Genomic DNA, 16,975 nt, shown 5'->3' with positions numbered 1-16,975 from the left:
GGCCTATTCCCCCCCCACGTCGATCAGCGTCAGTGGCCCGCCTTCCGGCGCGCTGGTCTGCCGGCCGATGCTGCTGCCGGGCGCCGGACGCTCGCCGCGCTTCAGCGCCTCGATCAGCGCCACGGTACGGTCGTAGTCGAGATCCTCGTAGTAGTCGTCATCAACCTGCAGCACCGGCGCGTTCACGCAGGCGCCGAGGCATTCCACCTCGGTCAGCGTGAACAGCCCATCCGAGCTGCTCTGCCCCGGCCGGATGCCCGCCGCGTCGTGGCACGCGCGCATCACGTCATCCGAGCCGCGCAGCATGCAGGGTGTGGTGCCGCAGAGCTGCAGGTGATGCCGCCCGATCGGCTTCATGTTGAACATGAAGTAGAAGGTCGCGACCTCATACACCCGGATCGGCGGCATGTTCAGGCGCGCGGCGATGACATCCATCGCCACCTTCGGCACCCAGGCGCTGCCGGTGCTGCGGCCCATCTGGCGCTGCACGACATAGAGCAGCGGAATAACGCCGGATGCCTTCTTCGCTTCCGGATACTTCGACAGGATCTTCGCGATCTCCGTCTCGCTGTCGGCGTCGAAGGCGAAGTGCTCGGGCTGTTCGAAACTCACCGGTCGATCTCCCCGAAGACGATGTCGAGGCTGCCGATGATCGCCACGGCATCCGCCAGCATGTGCCCCTTGGAAAGCGCCTCCATCGCCTGGAGATGCGCATAGCCCGGCGCGCGGATCTTGCAGCGATAGGGCCGGTTGGTGCCGTCCGCCACCATGTAGACGCCGAACTCGCCCTTCGGCGCCTCGGTCACCGTGTAGGTGGCGCCGGCGGGCACGTGGTAGCCCTCGGTGTAGAGCTTGAAGTGGTGGATCAGGCTTTCCATCGACCGCTTCATCTCGCCGCGGCTCGGCGGCGCGATCTTGTGGTCGGCGATCTTCACCGGGCCGGGGCGGATATGGTTGAGGCACTGCTCCACCATGCGCAGGCTCTGCCGCATTTCCTGCATGCGGACCAGGTAGCGATCGTAGCAATCGCCCTGCACGCCCACGGGAATCTCGAAGTCGAGCAGCTCGTACATCTCGTAGGGCTGCGCCTTGCGCAGGTCCCAGGCGCAGCCGGAGGCGCGCAGGCAGGGTCCCGAGAAACCCCAGGCCATCGCCTGCTCCGCGCTCATCACGCCGATATCGACGGTGCGCTGCTTGAAGATGCGGTTCTGCGTCAGCAGCCCCTCCAGCTCATCGAGGAACTTCGGAAAGCGCTGGCACCAGGCGCCGATCCGGTCTTCCAGGCCCGCCGGAAGGTCCTTCGCCACGCCGCCGGCGCGGAAGTAGTTCACATGGTAATGGCTGCCGCCGACCTGCTCGTAGAATTCCAGCAAATGCTCACGCTGCTCGAACCCCCAGAGCGAGGGCGTGATGGCGCCGACGTCCAAGGCGTAAGTCGTGACATTGAGGAGGTGATTCAGGATTCGCGTGATCTCCGCGAACATCGTGCGGATCCACTTGGCCCGCAGCGGCACGTCCTTCTCGATGCCGAGCAGCCGCTCCGTCGCCAGGACGAAGCTGTGCTCCATGCACATCGGGCTGACGTAATCCAGCCGGTCCATGTAGGGCATGGCCTGCAGGTAGGTCTTGTACTCGATCAGCTTCTCGGTGCCGCGATGCAGCAGGCCGATATGCGGATCGGCACGCTCCACCACCTCGCCCTTCATCTCCAGGATCAGGCGCAGCACGCCATGCGCCGCCGGGTGCTGCGGGCCGAAATTGATCGTGTGCGTGTCCGCGTCGAACAGCTTCTGCGAGGCGTTCGGGCCATCCATCTGCGGCAGGCCGGAGACCAGTTCGGTGCTCATGATTGGGGCCCCTCGATCTGCCCGCGTTCGCTGCGGATCTGGTGCACCTTCTCGTCACCCGGCAGCGTGGTCATGCCTTCCCAGGGGCTCAGGAAGTCAAACGAACGGAAATCCTGCGTCAGCGTGACAGGCTCGTTCACAACCTGCTTGCGGCTTTCGTCGTAGCGGACCTGCACATGCCCGGTCAGCGGGAAGTCCTTGCGCAGCGGATGGCCCTCGAAGCCGTAATCCGTCAGCAGGCGGCGCAGGTCGGTCTGCCCGGCGAAGACGATGCCGTACATGTCCCAGGCCTCGCGCTCATACCAGGTGGCGGCGGGCCACACGCCGATCAGGCTCGGCACCGGCGTCTGCTCGTCGGTCGCGACCAGCACGCGGAGGCGACGGTTCAGCGACAGGCTCAGCAGGTTGTAGACCACCTCGAAGCGCTCCGCGCGCTCGGGCCAGTCCACGCCGCAGATATCCATCACCTGCTCGAAGGCGAAGCGCGGGTCGTCGCGCAGCAGCAGCATCAGCGGCACCAGCGTGTCGCGCCCGGTGCGCAGCACCAGCTCCGCGCCCCGCTCCACGAACACCTCCTGCACTGCGGGTCCCGCGGCTTCGGCGATGGCGGCGCCCAGCGCCTGAAGGTTGGTTGCGTCAGCCACGGAGGATGGTTCCCGTCCGGCGGATCTTCTTCTGCAATTGCAGGATTCCGTAGACCAGCGCTTCCGCCGTCGGCGGGCAGCCGGGGACATAGACATCCACCGGCACCACGCGGTCGCAGCCGCGCACCACGGCATAGCTGTAGTGGTAGTAGCCGCCGCCATTGGCGCAGGAGCCCATGGAGATGACCCAGCGCGGCTCCGACATCTGGTCGTAGACCTTGCGCAGCGCCGGGGCCATCTTGTTGGTCAGCGTGCCGGCCACGATCATCACATCCGACTGCCGCGGCGATCCGCGCGGGATGATGCCGAAGCGGTCCAGGTCATAGCGCGCCATGTAGGCGTGGATCATCGGCACCGCGCAGCAGGCCAGGCCGAAGGTCATCGGCCAGAGGCTACCGGTCCGGGCCCAGTTCACCACCTTGTCGAGGTTGGCGATGACGAAGCCTTTTTCCTCGATCTCACCGGTGATGCCGCGCACCACCGAATCCTGCGCCGGGCCCGGGGGCAGAGCCTCCCGGTTCCAGGCGAAGCCGTCTGCGTTCGTACCGCTCATGCCATTCTCCGGGCGCCCCGCCGGCGTCCCCTAAAAGGCTTCATTCCCAGTCCAGCGCGCCCTTGCGCCACTCATAGATGAAGCCGACCGTCAGCACGCCCAGAAACCCCATCATGGACAGGAAGCCGAACCAGCCGATCTCGCCAAGCGTCACCGCCCAGGGAAACAGGAAGGCCACTTCCAGGTCGAAGATGATGAACAGGATGGCGACCAGGTAGAATCGCACATCGAAGCGCCGGCGCGTGTCGTCGAACGGCTCGAAGCCGCATTCATAGGCCGAGAGCTTCTCGGCGTAGGGTTTCTGGCGCGCCGCGAGCAGCGCGCCGCCCACCATCGCGCACGCAATGGCGGCGGCGATGCCCAGGAAGACCAGGATCGGGAAGTATTCCGCCAGCAGCGGCTGGGTCATGGTGCCTCGGCTGTCCTTGCCCCGGCGTGCCCTGCGGCCGCCGGGATGATCCATCTTCGCGCCAAGAGAGAGCCTCTGCGCCAATCCCGCAGGCCCCTTCCATGTCGCGTTGCAGCGCAGCGCAGATTAGCCGCGCCGCGCCCGCTCCGCCATAGGGCCTCTGCGTGATGGAAGCGTTGACATGCAGAGGATCAACCCCGGCGCTCCGCTGTCAAACGCATATGGGGCGCGCACGAACAACGTGCACGCCCTGGATCGCCTGGAAAAGGGGAAAAACTGTTCGCGTGGCGCGAGTGACGGGGCTCGAACCCGCGACCTCCGGCGTGACAGGCCGGCGCTCTAACCAACTGAGCTACACCCGCACGCGAACAGTGGACCGGGAATACGGGCGGGGCCGGGTGGTGTCAACACCCTCACCAGCGGGAATAAACAACCACCGGCGGGGGCGCGAGCATAGCGGCCAGCGCGACCGAGGCGAACAAGGCGGCCGTCTGGTTGGCCTGCGCCTGGAGCTGCCGGCGATAGGCTTCCTGCTCCCGCTCCGCCCGCTCGATCTCCCGCATCCAGGCGCGCGCCTGGCTGTCGCCGGCCGCGGCGGCCAGGCTCATGAAGGTCCGCGCCTCCCGGAGGTCCTGCCGCATGGTGTCGAGCCCGGTCATGTAGAGCCGCCCGACCGCACGCTGCGCGGGCACATAGCCGCTTTCCGCCGCGCGCCGCATGAATTGCAGCGCATCATACAATTGCTGGGGCACGCCCTCCCCCCGGTAGTAGAGCAGGCCGAGATTGTACTGGGCTTCCGGCACCCCTTCCTCGGCCGCGAGGCGCAGCCAGCGCCCGGCTTCCTGGGCGTCGCGCATCACCCCCTGCCCGGCCAGATGCATCATGCCCAGGTTGTAGGCCGCCTGGGCCACACCGCCGCGGGCACTGGCCGCGGTCAGCTCGATGATGCGGCCATTGTCGCGGCGTCCGGCCGGCGCCCGGCCGAGTGCCTCCGCCAGGCGGAACTGCGCCCAGGGCAGGCCGGCCTGCGCGGCCACCCCGTACCAGCGCAGCGCCTCCGCCGGCTGACGGGCGGACCCGCCCAGGCCGAATTCGGCCGCCTGCCCCAGCTTGTAGGCGGCACGCGCATCGCCCGATTCCGCCGCCGCGCGCAGCTGCGCCACATTCTCACCCCGGTAGAGATCGGGGTCCGATTGCCGTTCGCCGCGCCGGTCCGTCTGCGGCTCGCCGCTCCGCGCCTCCGCATTGGAGACGACGCGGCAATCCGCGCCCTGGCAGATGCGGACATCCGGCCCGAAGCCGCCGACCGTGGGCGGCGGCGCGCAGCCGGCCAGGCCCAGGGCCAGGCCGAGCGCAGGAGCGAGCGCCGCGCGCATCAGTTCACGCGCAGCCGGCCGCCGGTGCCCGCGCCGCCGCGGATTTCCTGCGCCCGGTAGTTGCGCACCGCGACCACCAGCTTGTTGTACGCATCGACGAAGGCGGCAACGGTCGCCCGGCCCTGCGGCGTGCGGTCATAGGCGCTCAGCGCCGCGCCGCCGGTGTTGATCCCGAGCCCCGCCAGGGTGCGCGACAACTCGCTGGAGGTGGAACTGCCCTCCGAGGCGGCGATCTGCACGCCGGCACGGATGCTGAACAGCGACATGTTCACGGAGGTCGAGCTCTGCCGCAGCGCCGCGCGCGCCACACCCACCGCAAGGTTGCCGAAGATGCCCCCCTGCCCGCCAAGCCCGCCGACCAGGCTGTCGCCGCTCGTCGTCTCCCCGGCAAACAGGATCGTCGGCTCCAGGTAGTAATCGGCGGCAACCCGCTGGCCCGGCCCCTGGCGCGAGCCGACGCGGAACTCGCCGCTCCGCTGCTGGCGCGTGATCGCGGTCATCCGATCGTTCAGCCGGCTGTTGCCGACGGAGGTGATCTGGAAGCAGTTAGATTGCTGCACGATCAGCCGCACCATCGGCTCGATCGAGGTGATCTGCGTGTTGCGGGTGAAGTCACCCCACCAGGCCCGTTCGCGCCCATCATCGATGGCGAGCGTGCCCAGCGTCTCCGGGCAGCGCTGCAGGTTGGAATCAGCGCCCACGCTGGTGGCACCGCCGGCGGAGCCGGTGACCGGGCCGCTGGCGGTGCCCTGCGTCACGCCTTCAACGCAGCCAGCGAGCGTCATCAGCAGGAAAAGGCCACACAGCGCCGCGCCGGTTCGGGAGAATCGAGACAAGTTCCTCACTCCATGCATGACCACAGGGCGCGGCTGCACCGCGCCCTTCCAGCCTAACAGGAACGATTCGTCTTCGGAAGTCGCAATGAATCGATTCAGTATTCAACGCCGCCGCCCGCCGCAACGCCCCTGGACGGCCGCCTCGCGCATCGGCGGTGAGGGCGGCGCGCTGACCGAGCGCTTTCCTGCCGCCGCTGCCGCGTTGCCGGTTGCGCCTGCGGCGGTGTCGCACGGTGCGCTCATACCCGGTGTCGGGCGGGCCGCCCCCGCGGCCCCTGGCTCCGCGGCCCTGCCGCGGCCCGCTTTCGCGCGCCTGGCCCATCGGGCCGGAGCCTTGTGCGGCACGCATCACGGATCGTTACGTGGGGGCGCCCGCCTGGCGGCGGGCGAATGGGCGCTGACGGGATCGAACCGCCGACCACCTGTGTGTAAGACAGGCGCTCTACCGCTGAGCTAAGCGCCCTCGCGCAGCCCCTGCCCTACAAGCCCGGCGGCCGGCCGCCAAGGCCCAAACAGCGAAAGGGCCGGCCCCAGCGGGACCGGCCCCTCACCAACCCTGGCGGCGTGGTCGGCTCAGTTCACGGCGTCCTTCAGGCCCTTGCCGGCCTTGAAGCGCACCGTGGTCGTCGCCGGGATCTTGATCTCCTCGCCCGTGCGCGGGTTGCGGCCCTTGCCGGCCTTGCGCTTGGAGGTGCTGAAGGTCCCGAAGCCCACCAGCCGGACCTCCGCCTTTTCCTTCAGCGCCGCCTCGATCGCCTGGAACACCGCGTCCAGCACGTCGCTGGCCTTGGCCTTGGGCAGATCCGCAGCCTCCGCGACGACGGCGACCAAATCCTGCTTGTTCATGTGGGACCCCCCTTCAGGTTCCTGTGCATAGCGCGTGGTGGAACGAACCCGAATCCCGGTCCGCCGTGCGGCACACTAGGAGCCGCGTTTCTGCGGCGTCAACGTCGCCAGCCCGGATTCCTGGCGGATATCCGCCATTCGTGCGGCGCATGCGGTGGAAAGGCCCCAGCCGGCCATCCCGCCCGCCGGTGCCTGGGAAAGCCACGCCTGGGCGGGCCCGCATGCGAAAGGGGCGCCCGCCTCGCGGCGGACGCCCCTCTGCAAATGGGCCAGAACCTCAGTGCGGGCGGACGGTCGCGCCGTCATCCTTGCCGCCGCCGGAAGCCGCCGTGGCGGGCTCGGCCGGCTCCTCCCAGGTGATCGCCTCGGGCTTGCGCACCAGGGCCTGGGAGATCACCTCGTCGGCATGGCTGACCGCCAGGATGGTCAGGTTCTTCTTCACATTGTCCGGGATCTCGGCGAGATCCTTTTCATTCTCCTTCGGGATGAACACCGTGGTGACGCCGGCCCGCAGCGCCGCCAGCAGCTTCTCCTTCAACCCGCCGATCGGCAGGATCCGCCCCCGCAGCGTGATCTCGCCGGTCATCGCGATGTCCCGGCGCACCGGGATGCCGGTGAGGACGGAGACGATGGAGGTCGCCATCGCCACGCCGGCGGAAGGCCCATCCTTCGGCGTCGCACCTTCCGGCACGTGCACATGGATGTCCCGCTTCTCGAAGATCGTCGGCTTGATGCCGAAGGTGATCGAGCGGCTTCGCACATAGGACAGCGCGGCCGAGACGCTCTCCTGCATGACGTCACCCAGCTTGCCGGTGGTCTTCGTCGCGCCCTTGCCCGGCACGACGACGGATTCGATGGTCAAGATCTCGCCGCCCACCTCGGTCCAGGCCAGGCCGGTGACGACGCCCACCATGTCCTCCGCCTCGGCCTCGCCGTAGCGGTACTTCCGCACGCCCGCGAACTTGTCCAGGTTCTTGATGGTGACCGCCACCTTCTTGGACTTCTTCGAGACGATCTCCTTCACCGCCTTGCGGGCGATGCCGGCCAGTTCGCGCTCCAGGTTGCGCACGCCCGCCTCGCGCGTGTGGTAGCGCACCAGGTCGCGCAGCGCCTCCTCGGAGATGCTCCACTCCAGCGTCTTCAGGCCATTCGCCTCGCTGACCTTGGGGATCAGGTGGCGCTTGGCGATCTCCACCTTCTCATCCTCGGTGTAGCCGGGGATGCGGATGATCTCCATGCGGTCCAGCAGCGGCTGCGGCATGCGCAGGCTGTTGGCCGTGGTCACGAACATCACGTCCGACAGGTCGTAATCGACCTCCAGGTAATGGTCGTTGAAGGTGCCGTTCTGCTCCGGGTCCAGCACTTCGAGCAGGGCGGAGGACGGGTCGCCGCGCCAGTCGGCGCCCAGCTTGTCGATCTCATCCAGCAGGAACAGCGGGTTGGAGGACTTCGCCTTCTTCATCCCCTGCAGCACCTTGCCGGGCATGGAGCCGATATAGGTCCGCCGGTGGCCGCGCACCTCCGCCTCGTCCCGCACGCCGCCGAGGCTCATGCGCACGAAGTTGCGGCCGGTCGCCTTGGCGATAGACTTGCCGAGCGAGGTCTTGCCCACGCCGGGCGGGCCGACCAGGCACAGAATGGGGCCGCGGATCTTCGGGCTGCGGGTCTGCACCGCCAAGTACTCGATGATCCGTTCCTTGATCTTCTCAAGGCCGTAGTGGTCCGCGTCCAGCACCTGCTCCGCCGCGACGATGTCGTTGCGGATCTTGGTCTTCTTCTTCCACGGGATGGACAGCATCCAGTCGAGGTAGTTGCGGACCACGGTCGCCTCGGCCGACATCGGGCTCATGGTCTTGAGCTTCTTCAGCTCGGCCATCGCCTTCTCGCGGGCCTCCTTCGACAGCTTGGTGGCCTTGATCCGGGCCTCCAGCTCCGCCGATTCGTCCTTGCCCTCCTCGCCCTCGCCCAGCTCCTTCTGGATCGCCTTCAGCTGCTCGTTCAGGTAGTACTCGCGCTGCGTCTTCTCCATCTGGCGCTTGACGCGCGAGCGGATGCGCTTCTCCACCTGCAGGACGCCGATCTCGGATTCCATGTGGGCGAAGACGCGTTCGAGCCGCGGGCCGACGCCCTCGATCTCCAGCAGTTCCTGCTTCTCGGAGATCTTGAGGTTCAGGTGGCTCGCCACCGTGTCGGCCAGCTTGGCCGGCTCCTCGATCTGGTTGATCGAGACCAGCACCTCCGGCGCGATCTTCTTGTTCAGCTTGATGTACTGCTCGAACTGCGCGACCACGGTGCGGGCCAGCGCCTCCAGCTCACGTCCCTCCGGCTTCACCTCCTCCGTCGTGGCGGCGAAGGCTTCGAAGTAGGGATCGGTGCCCTTGTAGGCGGCGATGCGGGCGCGCTTGCCGCCTTCCACCAGCACCTTCACCGTGCCGTCGGGCAGCTTCAGCAATTGCAGCACGGTGGAGACGGTGCCGACCTGGTACAGGTCCTCCGCCCCCGGGTCGTCCTGCGCGGCGTTCTTCTGCGCGACAAGCAGGATCTGCTTGTCGTCGCGCATCACCGCTTCCAGCGCGCGGACGGATTTCTCGCGGCCGACGAAGAGCGGCACGATCATATGGGGAAACACGACGATATCGCGCAGCGGCAGGACGGGAAGCAGTTCGCCGCGCACGGGTTCAGTGGGATTGGCCGCCATTTCGGACCTCGCATGGGACGATCGGCGCGGGAGCCGCCCCCAGGCCGACCCACCATGGGAGGCCTGGTTCTCGGCACGGCCCCCGACGCCACGGGATTGTCAAATCAGATGGTCCCCCGAGGGCGATGCCACAAGGCGCGACATCCAACCCCCGGAAGGGCCTGGGCGGCAGAAGGGGCGCGCCCCGGGAGATCACCCGGCGGACTGCTCCGCCGGCCGCTCGCCATAGATGTAGAGCGGGCTGGCGCGGCCCTCCGCCACTTCGCGGTTCACCACCACCTCCTCGATATCCTCGAGGCCGGGCAGGTCGAACATGGTGGAGAGCAGGATCGCCTCCATGATCGAACGCAGCCCGCGCGCGCCGGTGCGGCGCTGGATGGCCCGGATCGCCACGGACTTCATGGCATCCTCGGTGAAGGTGAGCTTCGCGCCCTCCATCTCGAACAGCCGCTGGTACTGCTTGACCAGCGCGTTCTTCGGCTTGGTCAGGATCTCGATCAGCGCCTTCTCGTCCAGGTCCTCGAGCGTCGCGACCACCGGCAGGCGGCCGATGAATTCGGGGATCAGGCCGAACTTCAGCAGGTCCTCGGGCTCCACCTCACGCAGGATGGCCCCCGTGCGGCGCTCATCCGGGGCGCGGACCTCGGAGCCGAAGCCGATGCCCGAGCCCTTGCCGCGGGCGGAGATGATCTTCTCCAGCCCCGCGAAGGCGCCGCCGCAGATGAACAGGATGTTGGTCGTGTCCACCTGCAGGAATTCCTGCTGCGGATGCTTGCGCCCGCCCTGCGGCGGCACGGAGGCGACGGTGCCTTCCATGATCTTCAGCAGGGCCTGCTGCACGCCCTCCCCGCTCACGTCGCGGGTGATGGAGGGATTGTCCGACTTGCGGCTGATCTTGTCGACCTCGTCGATGTAGACGATGCCGCGCTGGGCGCGTTCCACATTGTAGTCGGCGGCCTGCAGCAGCTTGAGGATGATGTTCTCGACATCCTCGCCCACATAGCCGGCCTCCGTCAGCGTGGTCGCGTCCGCCATGGTGAAGGGCACGTCGAGGATGCGGGCGAGGGTCTGCGCCAGCAGCGTCTTGCCCGAACCGGTGGGGCCGACCAGCATGATGTTGGACTTGGCGATCTCGACCTCGCCGGTCTTGCCGCCATGCGCCAGCCGCTTGTAGTGGTTGTGCACTGCGACGGAGAGAACCCGCTTGGCGTGGTCCTGCCCGATCACGTAGTCATCCAGCACCTTGCAGATCTCGCGCGGCGTCGGCACGCCGTCGCGCGACTTCACGAGGTGCGTCTTGTGCTCCTCGCGGATGATGTCCATGCAAAGCTCGACGCATTCGTCGCAGATGAACACGGTGGGCCCGGCGATGAGCTTCCGGACCTCGTGCTGCGACTTGCCGCAGAACGAGCAATACAGGGTGTTCTTCGAGTCGCCGGACTTGCTCATGCGCGCTCCGAAAGCCTCTATCCGGGACCCGCAGGCAAGCGGCGGTCCGGGACACCCGCCCCCCGGCCGGGGGGAGGGCAACATGTGAGTGTAATCCCGCATCGCTGCGGGGGAAAGTGCAACCCGCCCCGGGGCGGGGCGCCCCGGGCCAGGCCAGGCACGGCAATCCGACCGGTGCCGGGGGCGGCGCGGAATCCGCCCCTGCCGGCCCCGGTCGCCGGCTTCAGATCTTGGCCGGGTCGGCGGGCGGCACCGGCCGCTGTTCCACCACCTGGTCGATCAGCCCGAAGGCCCGCGCCTCCTCGGCCGACAGATAGGTGTCGCGCTCCATCTTGCGCTCGATCTCCTCGATCGGCTGGCCGGTATGGTGCACGTAGATCTGGTTCAGCCGCGCGCGGGTCTTGAGGATCTCGCGCGCCTGGATCTCGATGTCCGTCGCCTGGCCCTGGGCGCCGCCGGAGGGCTGGTGGATCATCACCTGGCTGTTCGGAAGGGCGTAGCGCTTGCCCTTGGCACCCGCCGTCAGCAGCAGGCTGCCGGCGGAAGCCGCCATGCCGATGCAGACGGTGGAGACCGGGCTGCGGATGTACTGCATCGTGTCGTACATCGCGAGGCCGGCCGTCACCACGCCGCCCGGGCTGTTGATGTAGAAGGCGATGTCCTTGTTCGGGTTCTCGCTTTCCAGGAACAGCAGCTGTGCACAGATGAGCGACGCAACCTGGTCGTAGATCGGCCCGGTCAGGAAGATGATCCGCTCCTTCAGCAGGCGCGAATAGATGTCGTAGGCCCGCTCGCCGCGCGCCGTCTGTTCGACGACCATCGGGACGAGCGAGTTGTTGTAGATCTCGACCGGATCGCGGTCACGCATCGGTGGTCCCTTTCATGCCCCTCCGTTGCCGGTCGGGGCGCAATCGCGCGGTCCGGGGCCGCAGCCACCCCGAGCCTGACAGCGAATCTCTGCCATTCCCTTTAAGATGGGCAAACCGGGGCGACCCGCAAAGCCCCCCCTTCTTCAACCGCCCCACTTCCGCGGTTCCCGCCGCCCGGTTCACGGTGGCGGCACCGGGGCGCTCAACTGGGGCGGCGGCAGGCGAAAAGCAAGCAGGGGCGGCCCCGAAGGTGCCGCCCCGCTTGCCGCGATCGATGACCGGTGCCGGCTCGCAACCCCGGCCCGGCGCCTCAGCCGGCCGCCTGGGCCGTCAGTTCGGCCGGGGCGATCGGCGTCTCGGTCACCTGGGCCAGTTCCAGCACGTAGTCGACGACCTTCTCCTCGAAGATCGGCGCCCGCAGGCTTTCGACGGCTTGCGGGTTCTTGCGGAAATACTCCAGCACCTGCTTTTCCTGGCCCTGGTAGCGGCTGGCCTCCTGGCGCATCGCCTGGCCCAGCTCGTCATTGGTCACCTGGATGTTGTTGCTGCGGCCGATCTCGGACAGCAGCAGGCCCAGGCGGATGCGGCGCTCGGCGATGGCGCGGTAGTCCGCCTTCAGCGTCTCCTCATCCTTGCCCTTGTCGTCCTCGTCCAGGCGGCCGGCCTTGAGGTCCTGTTCAACGCGCTGCCAGATCTGCTCGAACTCGGCCGCCACCATGCCCGGCGGCACCTCGAACACCGCCTTCTCGGCCAGCGCGTCCAGCAGGGCGCGCTTCACCTTCATGCGGGCCAGCGCGTCGTATTCGCCCTGCAGGTTCTCCGCCACCTTGCCGCGCAGGGTGGCGATGTCGTCCAGGCCGACGCGCTTGGCGAATTCATCGTCCATCACCGGCAGCACCTTCACCTTCAGCGCCTTGGCGCTGATGGCGAAGACCGCATCCTTGCCGGCCAGCTCGGCGGAGCCGTATTCGGCCGGGAAGGACACCTGGATGTCCTTCTGCTCGCCCGGCGCCATGCCTTCCAGCTGCTCGGTGAAGCCGGGGATGAAGCCCTCGCCCGCCACCTCGATCGGGGTGTCCGTGGCGGTGCCGCCCGGGAAGGGCTCGGACAGGCTGCCATCCTCGTTCCTGGTGCGGCCTTCGAAATCCACCACCAGCATCTCGCCCTTCGCGGCGGGGCGGGGTTCCGCCACATCCTCGAGATTGGCCAGGCGGCCGGCCATGGTGGCCAGGAAGGCGTCGATCTCGGCCTCGCCCGGGGTCGCCTTCTGGCGCTCCAGCACGATGGCGGCGAAATCCGGCATCGCGATCTCGGGCAGCAGCTCCAGGTCGATCTTGTATTCCAGATCGGCGCCTTCGCTGTAGTTCACCAGCTCGATCTTCGGCTGCGTCGCCGGGCGCAGGCCGCGATCGGCGATCACCTGGCGGGTCGCGTCATCCACCGACTGTTCCAGCACCTCGCCGGCCACGGCCTGGCCATAGCGCTGCTTGACCACGGCGGTGGGCACCTTGCCGGGCCGGAAGCCGGGCAGGCGGAGGTCCGCCCCAAGCTCCTTCAGGCGCTTGTCGCGCTTTTCAGCGAGGCTGGCCGCCGGGACGACGACCTGGAACGCCCTTTTCAGCCCCTCGGCGGGAAGCTCGGTGACCTGCATTTCGAACCTTCTTCATGCACAGAGGCGCCCATGACGGGCGCAAGACGCTTTGAGGCCCGCCCCGTTACCGCCCGCAGGCGCCCGGGGCAATGGGGAGGGACCCGAAACCGGACCGTCGGCCCCGGCCGGAGCAGCGGGAAAATGCGGGCGGAGGGACTCGAACCCCCATGGCTTGCGCCACTGGTACCTAAAACCAGCGTGTCTACCATTCCACCACGCCCGCGTGGTCCGGCTTTAGCGTGAAGCCGGCCGCCGCGCCAAGCCGCACCTCACGCCGGGCGGCGCAGGACGAACAGGTTGGAGAGCCAGGACGCGGCATTGCGGCTCACCACATGGCTGTCCTCCCGCACCTCCAGAACCTGCAGCCCGGCCTCGGCCGCCAGGGCGAAGACGCTGGCCTGCGGGATCACATGCATCTCCATGCTGACCGGCGCGGTCTGCGCCAGGTACTCGGCGACGCGGAACCGGTAGCCCAGGCAGTGCGTCGGCACCTGGAAGATGGCGACGCCGCCCGGCGCCAGGCCCGCGAAGGCCCGGCGCAGCAGCATGGCGATCACCGGCGGCGGGTTGTGCTGCAGCACGATCCGCGAATACCAGAAATCCCAGCGTGCCTCGGGCATCGGCATGGCCATGGTGCTGCGGTGCCAGGACAGGTTGGTGGCGCCCCGTGCCGCGGCTTCCTGCCGCGCCAGTTCCAGATGCGGCGGCGAGATGTCGCAGCCCGTCACCTGCCGGAAGATCCGGCCCAGGGCCAGCGTCACCCGGCCGACGCCGCAGCCGAATTCCAGGCAGCGCGGCAGCGAGTCCGGCGCAATCCCCTGGCGCGCCAGCAGCGCCACTATCAGATCGGCGTCATAGCGGGCGGAGGCGTAGAAGGCCTCCTTCGTCTCCGCAATCCGTTCCGGGAGGAAGCGCTGGTCGGTCAGGACCGACCAATGCGGCGCCTCCGCGCCGATGCGCTCCCAATAGCCCCCGATCCGCGCCAGCATCGCCGCCATCGGCCCGGGGTCCGCCGCCACCTCCACCGCCAGCGGCGGCGCCGTCAGCGGCAGCAGCGGCGGTGGCGGCGGCGCGCCGCTGGCGATGAACTCGTCGGAGCGGGCGAAGCGCTGGGTCAGCGCGGCGAAGCTGGGCGAGGCCGCAAGGTGGCGTTCCAGCACGCCGGCATTCTCCGGCTCCCGGTTCAGGAACAACCGGTAGGCGGCGCGCACATCCTCCAGCGTCGGCGGCGGCAGGTCGCGCTTCTTCGGCAGGATGCTGGCCGGTGGCACCGCCGCTGGGCCGGGCTGCCCGCTCATCGGCCCAGCACCGCCGCGGCGCAGGCATCGAGGATGGCGGCGGAGTCCAGCCCATAGGCGGCATAGAGATCCGGCAGGTCACCGGCCTGGCCGAAGCGATCCACCCCCAGCGGCACCACGCGCTGGCCGCGCACCGCCCCCAGCCAGGCATGGGCGGCCGGATGGCCGTCCAGGATCGTCACCAGCGCCGCGTCGCGATCCAGCGGCGCCAGCAGCCGCTCGATCGCGGCGATCTCGCCGGCCCGGCCCTGGCGCTGCCTGCGCCGGCTTTCCAGCCAGCCGGCCTGCAGCCGGTCCGGGCTGGTCACCGCCAGCAGCCCGGCCTCCGGCACATCCTCCCGCACCGCATCGAAAGCCTCCCGCACCTCCGGCGCCACCGGGCCCTGATAGGCGATGGCGAGCCTGGCACCCGGGCCGGGCGGCACCACCCAGTAGCCACCGGCGATCACGCCCGCCGCATCCAGGCGGCGGTCGGGCTGCGCCAGGGCGCGGGTGGAGAGGCGCAACCAGACGGCACTGCCATCCGGCTTCTGCATGTGGTCGAAGGCAAAACGCATCAGCACCGCCAACTCATCCGCATAGGCCGGTTCATAGGCCACCAGCCGGTCCTGAGCGATGCCGATCAGCGGCGTGTTCACCGACTGGTGCTGGCCGCCTTCCGGGGCGAGAGTAAGGCCGGAGGGTGTTGATACCAAAAGAAACCGCGCATCCTGGTAGCAGCCATAGATCAGCGCATCCAGGCCGCGGTTGACGAAGGGATCATACACCGTCCCCACCGGCAGCAGCCGCGCCCCATACAGGGAATGGGACAGGCCGAGCGCGCCCAGCAGCAGGAACAGGTTCTGCTCGGCGATGCCGAGCTCGATGTGCTGCCCCTCCGGCCCCATGCCCCAGCGCTGCGCACTCGCCAGCTTGGCATCGCGGAAAACGTCGTTCTTCAGATGCCGGTCGAAAATGCCGCGGCGGTTCACCCAGGGGCCGAGATTGGTCGAGACGGTGACATCCGGGCTGGTGGTGACGATGCGCTCCGCCAGCCGGGCATTCTCCCCCTGCCCGCGGCCGATCTCGGCCAGGATCTCGCCGAAGGCGGCCTGGGTCGACATCATCCGCCCCGGCGGGATGCGTGGCGCCGGCAGGCTGGCCGGCACCGGGATCACCGGCGCCTGCAACTGGCGGCCCTCCGGCGCCAGGGCGCGGGCGAAGGGGATGCCGGCGAGGAAGCGCTCGAGATCGGGCGCCGGTTCGGACAGGCCCTCGAAACGGTCCCATTCATGGCCGTCGCGGATTCCCATGGCGGCCTTGAAGCTCGCCATCTGCTCCTTCGTCATCAGCCCGGCATGGTTGTCCTTGTGGCCGGCGAAGGGCAGGCCCATGCCCTTGATGGTGTAGGCGATGAAGCAGGTAGGCTGGTCGCCCTCCGCATCCGCGGCCCGGAACGCCTCGGTCAGCGTCTCGATGTCGTGGCCGCCGAGGTTGGTCATCAGCGCGGCCAATTCGTCATCGGTCAGCGGGTCGATGATGGCGCGCAGGCCGGGCACCCGGCCAAGCTCCGCCAGCAGGGCGTGGCGGAAGGCGGCGCCCCCCTGGAAGGTGAGCGCGGCATAGAGGCTGTTCGGGCAGTCGTCGATCCAGCGGCGCAGCGCCTCCCCATCCGGGCGGGCGAAGGCGGCTTCCAGGCGACGACCGTATTTCAGGGTGACGACGTTCCACCCCATGTCGCGGAACAGCCCCTCGATCCGACCGAACAGCCGGTCCGGCACCACGCTGTCCAGGCTCTGGCGATTGTAGTCCACCACCCACCAGACGTTGCGGACATCGTGCTTCCAGCCTTCCAGCAGGGCCTCGTAGATGTTGCCCTCGTCCAGCTCGGCATCGCCGACAATCGCCACATGGCGCCCGGCGGGGATCTCCGGCCGGCCGAAGCCGTGCAGCTTCACATAATCCTGCACCAGGGACCCGAAGGTGGTCAGCGCCACGCCGAGGCCGACGGAGCCGGTGGAGAAATCCACCTCCGCCCCGTCCTTCACCCGGCTGGGATAGGGCTGGATGCCGCCGAACTGCCGCAGGGTGGAAAGCTTGTCGCGGTCCTGGCGGCCCAGCAGGTAGTTGATGGCGTGGAACACCGGCCCGGCATGCGGCTTCACCGCGACGCGATCCTCCGGCCGCAGCATCTCGAAATACAGCGCCGCGAGGATGGAGACGGAGGAGGCGCAGGAGGCCTGGTGCCCGCCCACCTTCAACCCGTCCCGGTTCGGGCGGATGTGGTTGGCGTGGTGGATCATCCAGGCGGAAAGCCACAGCAGCTTGCGCTCCAGCGCATGCAGCAGCCGCAGGCGCTGGCCCGGGTCCCGGTCCAGGGCGGGTGGATGGAGCGGGCGTTCGGCAGTCATGCGGCGCCTCCGTCAGGGACTGCTTCCCAGGATAGGCTGGCCGAGGCCCGCCGCGAAGCCGCACCCCGGCGGCCGGGCGCGTCACGCCGAAGTGAAGCGCGCCTGCGCA

14 protein-coding genes and 3 tRNA genes are annotated in these 16,975 nt (G+C 68.6%); all 17 read right to left on the bottom strand.

What is annotated here, in order from left to right:
- Nucleotides 1-3: 3 nt before the first annotated feature.
- On the bottom strand, nucleotides 4-612 hold the full coding sequence (locus tag HEQ75_RS10815; RefSeq protein WP_168030203.1) for a complex I 24 kDa subunit family protein: 609 nt from the start codon (nucleotides 610-612) through the stop codon (nucleotides 4-6).
- The gene (locus tag HEQ75_RS10810; RefSeq protein ID WP_209318488.1) at nucleotides 609-1,814 is read right to left on the bottom strand and encodes an NADH-quinone oxidoreductase subunit D; all 1,206 of its coding nucleotides are present in this window, start codon (nucleotides 1,812-1,814) and stop codon (nucleotides 609-611) included. Before HEQ75_RS10810 ends, HEQ75_RS10815 begins: the two co-directional genes overlap by 4 nt.
- A gap of 29 nt (nucleotides 1,815-1,843) precedes the next feature.
- Nucleotides 1,844-2,491: an NADH-quinone oxidoreductase subunit C gene (locus HEQ75_RS10805; RefSeq protein ID WP_328733529.1), complete on the bottom strand. Its 648-nt coding sequence runs from the start codon at nucleotides 2,489-2,491 to the stop codon at nucleotides 1,844-1,846.
- A complete protein-coding gene (locus tag HEQ75_RS10800) occupies nucleotides 2,484-3,044 on the bottom strand; it encodes a NuoB/complex I 20 kDa subunit family protein (RefSeq protein WP_168030199.1) in 561 nt (186 codons plus the stop codon). The genes HEQ75_RS10805 and HEQ75_RS10800 overlap by 8 nt, the downstream gene beginning before the upstream one ends.
- A gap of 40 nt (nucleotides 3,045-3,084) precedes the next feature.
- On the bottom strand, nucleotides 3,085-3,453 hold the full coding sequence (locus tag HEQ75_RS10795) for an NADH-quinone oxidoreductase subunit A (protein ID WP_168030197.1): 369 nt from the start codon (nucleotides 3,451-3,453) through the stop codon (nucleotides 3,085-3,087).
- 285 nt (nucleotides 3,454-3,738) lie between these two features.
- Nucleotides 3,739-3,815, bottom strand: a tRNA-Asp gene (locus tag HEQ75_RS10790).
- Nucleotides 3,816-3,866: 51 nt separating this feature from the next.
- Nucleotides 3,867-4,829 (bottom strand): tetratricopeptide repeat protein, encoded by a 963-nt coding sequence (locus HEQ75_RS10785; protein ID WP_168030195.1) that lies wholly within the window; start codon nucleotides 4,827-4,829, stop codon nucleotides 3,867-3,869.
- The gene (locus tag HEQ75_RS10780; RefSeq protein ID WP_235961492.1) at nucleotides 4,829-5,665 is read right to left on the bottom strand and encodes a penicillin-binding protein activator LpoB; all 837 of its coding nucleotides are present in this window, start codon (nucleotides 5,663-5,665) and stop codon (nucleotides 4,829-4,831) included. Before HEQ75_RS10780 ends, HEQ75_RS10785 begins: the two co-directional genes overlap by 1 nt.
- A 391-nt stretch (nucleotides 5,666-6,056) precedes the next feature.
- Nucleotides 6,057-6,128 (bottom strand) — tRNA-Val (locus HEQ75_RS10775).
- Nucleotides 6,129-6,238: 110 nt separating this feature from the next.
- Nucleotides 6,239-6,511: an HU family DNA-binding protein gene (locus tag HEQ75_RS10770; protein ID WP_168030193.1), complete on the bottom strand. Its 273-nt coding sequence runs from the start codon at nucleotides 6,509-6,511 to the stop codon at nucleotides 6,239-6,241.
- 277 nt (nucleotides 6,512-6,788) lie between these two features.
- Nucleotides 6,789-9,209, bottom strand: coding sequence for an endopeptidase La (gene lon, locus HEQ75_RS10765; RefSeq protein ID WP_168030191.1), 2,421 nt, complete (start codon nucleotides 9,207-9,209; stop codon nucleotides 6,789-6,791).
- A gap of 192 nt (nucleotides 9,210-9,401) precedes the next feature.
- On the bottom strand, nucleotides 9,402-10,658 hold the full coding sequence (gene clpX, locus HEQ75_RS10760) for an ATP-dependent Clp protease ATP-binding subunit ClpX (protein WP_168030189.1): 1,257 nt from the start codon (nucleotides 10,656-10,658) through the stop codon (nucleotides 9,402-9,404).
- Between the two features lie 223 nt (nucleotides 10,659-10,881).
- On the bottom strand, nucleotides 10,882-11,526 hold the full coding sequence (clpP, locus tag HEQ75_RS10755; RefSeq protein ID WP_168030187.1) for an ATP-dependent Clp endopeptidase proteolytic subunit ClpP: 645 nt from the start codon (nucleotides 11,524-11,526) through the stop codon (nucleotides 10,882-10,884).
- A 311-nt stretch (nucleotides 11,527-11,837) separates the two neighbouring features.
- Nucleotides 11,838-13,178, bottom strand: coding sequence for a trigger factor (gene tig / locus HEQ75_RS10750; RefSeq protein ID WP_168030185.1), 1,341 nt, complete (start codon nucleotides 13,176-13,178; stop codon nucleotides 11,838-11,840).
- A 142-nt stretch (nucleotides 13,179-13,320) separates the two neighbouring features.
- Nucleotides 13,321-13,401, bottom strand: a tRNA-Leu gene (locus HEQ75_RS10745).
- A gap of 46 nt (nucleotides 13,402-13,447) precedes the next feature.
- The gene (locus tag HEQ75_RS10740) at nucleotides 13,448-14,476 is read right to left on the bottom strand and encodes a class I SAM-dependent methyltransferase (RefSeq protein ID WP_168030183.1); all 1,029 of its coding nucleotides are present in this window, start codon (nucleotides 14,474-14,476) and stop codon (nucleotides 13,448-13,450) included.
- Nucleotides 14,473-16,866, bottom strand: a complete 2,394-nt coding sequence (locus HEQ75_RS10735; protein ID WP_168030181.1) for a 1-deoxy-D-xylulose-5-phosphate synthase N-terminal domain-containing protein — start codon at nucleotides 16,864-16,866, stop codon at nucleotides 14,473-14,475. Before HEQ75_RS10735 ends, HEQ75_RS10740 begins: the two co-directional genes overlap by 4 nt.
- Between the last annotated feature and the right edge of the window lie 109 nt (nucleotides 16,867-16,975).

Source organism: Falsiroseomonas selenitidurans (assembly GCF_012103215.1).
Lineage (GTDB): Bacteria > Pseudomonadota > Alphaproteobacteria > Acetobacterales > Acetobacteraceae > Falsiroseomonas > Falsiroseomonas selenitidurans.
Note: the sequence above shows the minus strand (reverse complement) of the source record. Positions and strands in the feature narration are given on the sequence as shown.

Bases quoted from the DNA above. Each gene is read 5' to 3' on its own strand.
- HEQ75_RS10810 (WP_209318488.1), bottom strand. From the start codon at position 1,814: ATGGATGGCCCGAACGCCTCGCAGAAGCTGTTCGACGCGGACACGCAC.
- HEQ75_RS10800 (WP_168030199.1), bottom strand. From the start codon at position 3,044: ATGAGCGGTACGAACGCAGACGGCTTCGCCTGGAACCGGGAGGCTCTG.
- HEQ75_RS10795 (WP_168030197.1), bottom strand. From the start codon at position 3,453: ATGACCCAGCCGCTGCTGGCGGAATACTTCCCGATCCTGGTCTTCCTG.
- HEQ75_RS10785 (WP_168030195.1), bottom strand. From the start codon at position 4,829: ATGCGCGCGGCGCTCGCTCCTGCGCTCGGCCTGGCCCTGGGCCTGGCC.
- HEQ75_RS10770 (WP_168030193.1), bottom strand. From the start codon at position 6,511: ATGAACAAGCAGGATTTGGTCGCCGTCGTCGCGGAGGCTGCGGATCTG.
- lon (WP_168030191.1), bottom strand. From the start codon at position 9,209: ATGGCGGCCAATCCCACTGAACCCGTGCGCGGCGAACTGCTTCCCGTC.
- clpX (WP_168030189.1), bottom strand. From the start codon at position 10,658: ATGAGCAAGTCCGGCGACTCGAAGAACACCCTGTATTGCTCGTTCTGC.
- clpP (WP_168030187.1), bottom strand. From the start codon at position 11,526: ATGCGTGACCGCGATCCGGTCGAGATCTACAACAACTCGCTCGTCCCG.
- tig (WP_168030185.1), bottom strand. From the start codon at position 13,178: ATGCAGGTCACCGAGCTTCCCGCCGAGGGGCTGAAAAGGGCGTTCCAG.
- HEQ75_RS10740 (WP_168030183.1), bottom strand. From the start codon at position 14,476: ATGAGCGGGCAGCCCGGCCCAGCGGCGGTGCCACCGGCCAGCATCCTG.
- HEQ75_RS10735 (WP_168030181.1), bottom strand. From the start codon at position 16,866: ATGACTGCCGAACGCCCGCTCCATCCACCCGCCCTGGACCGGGACCCG.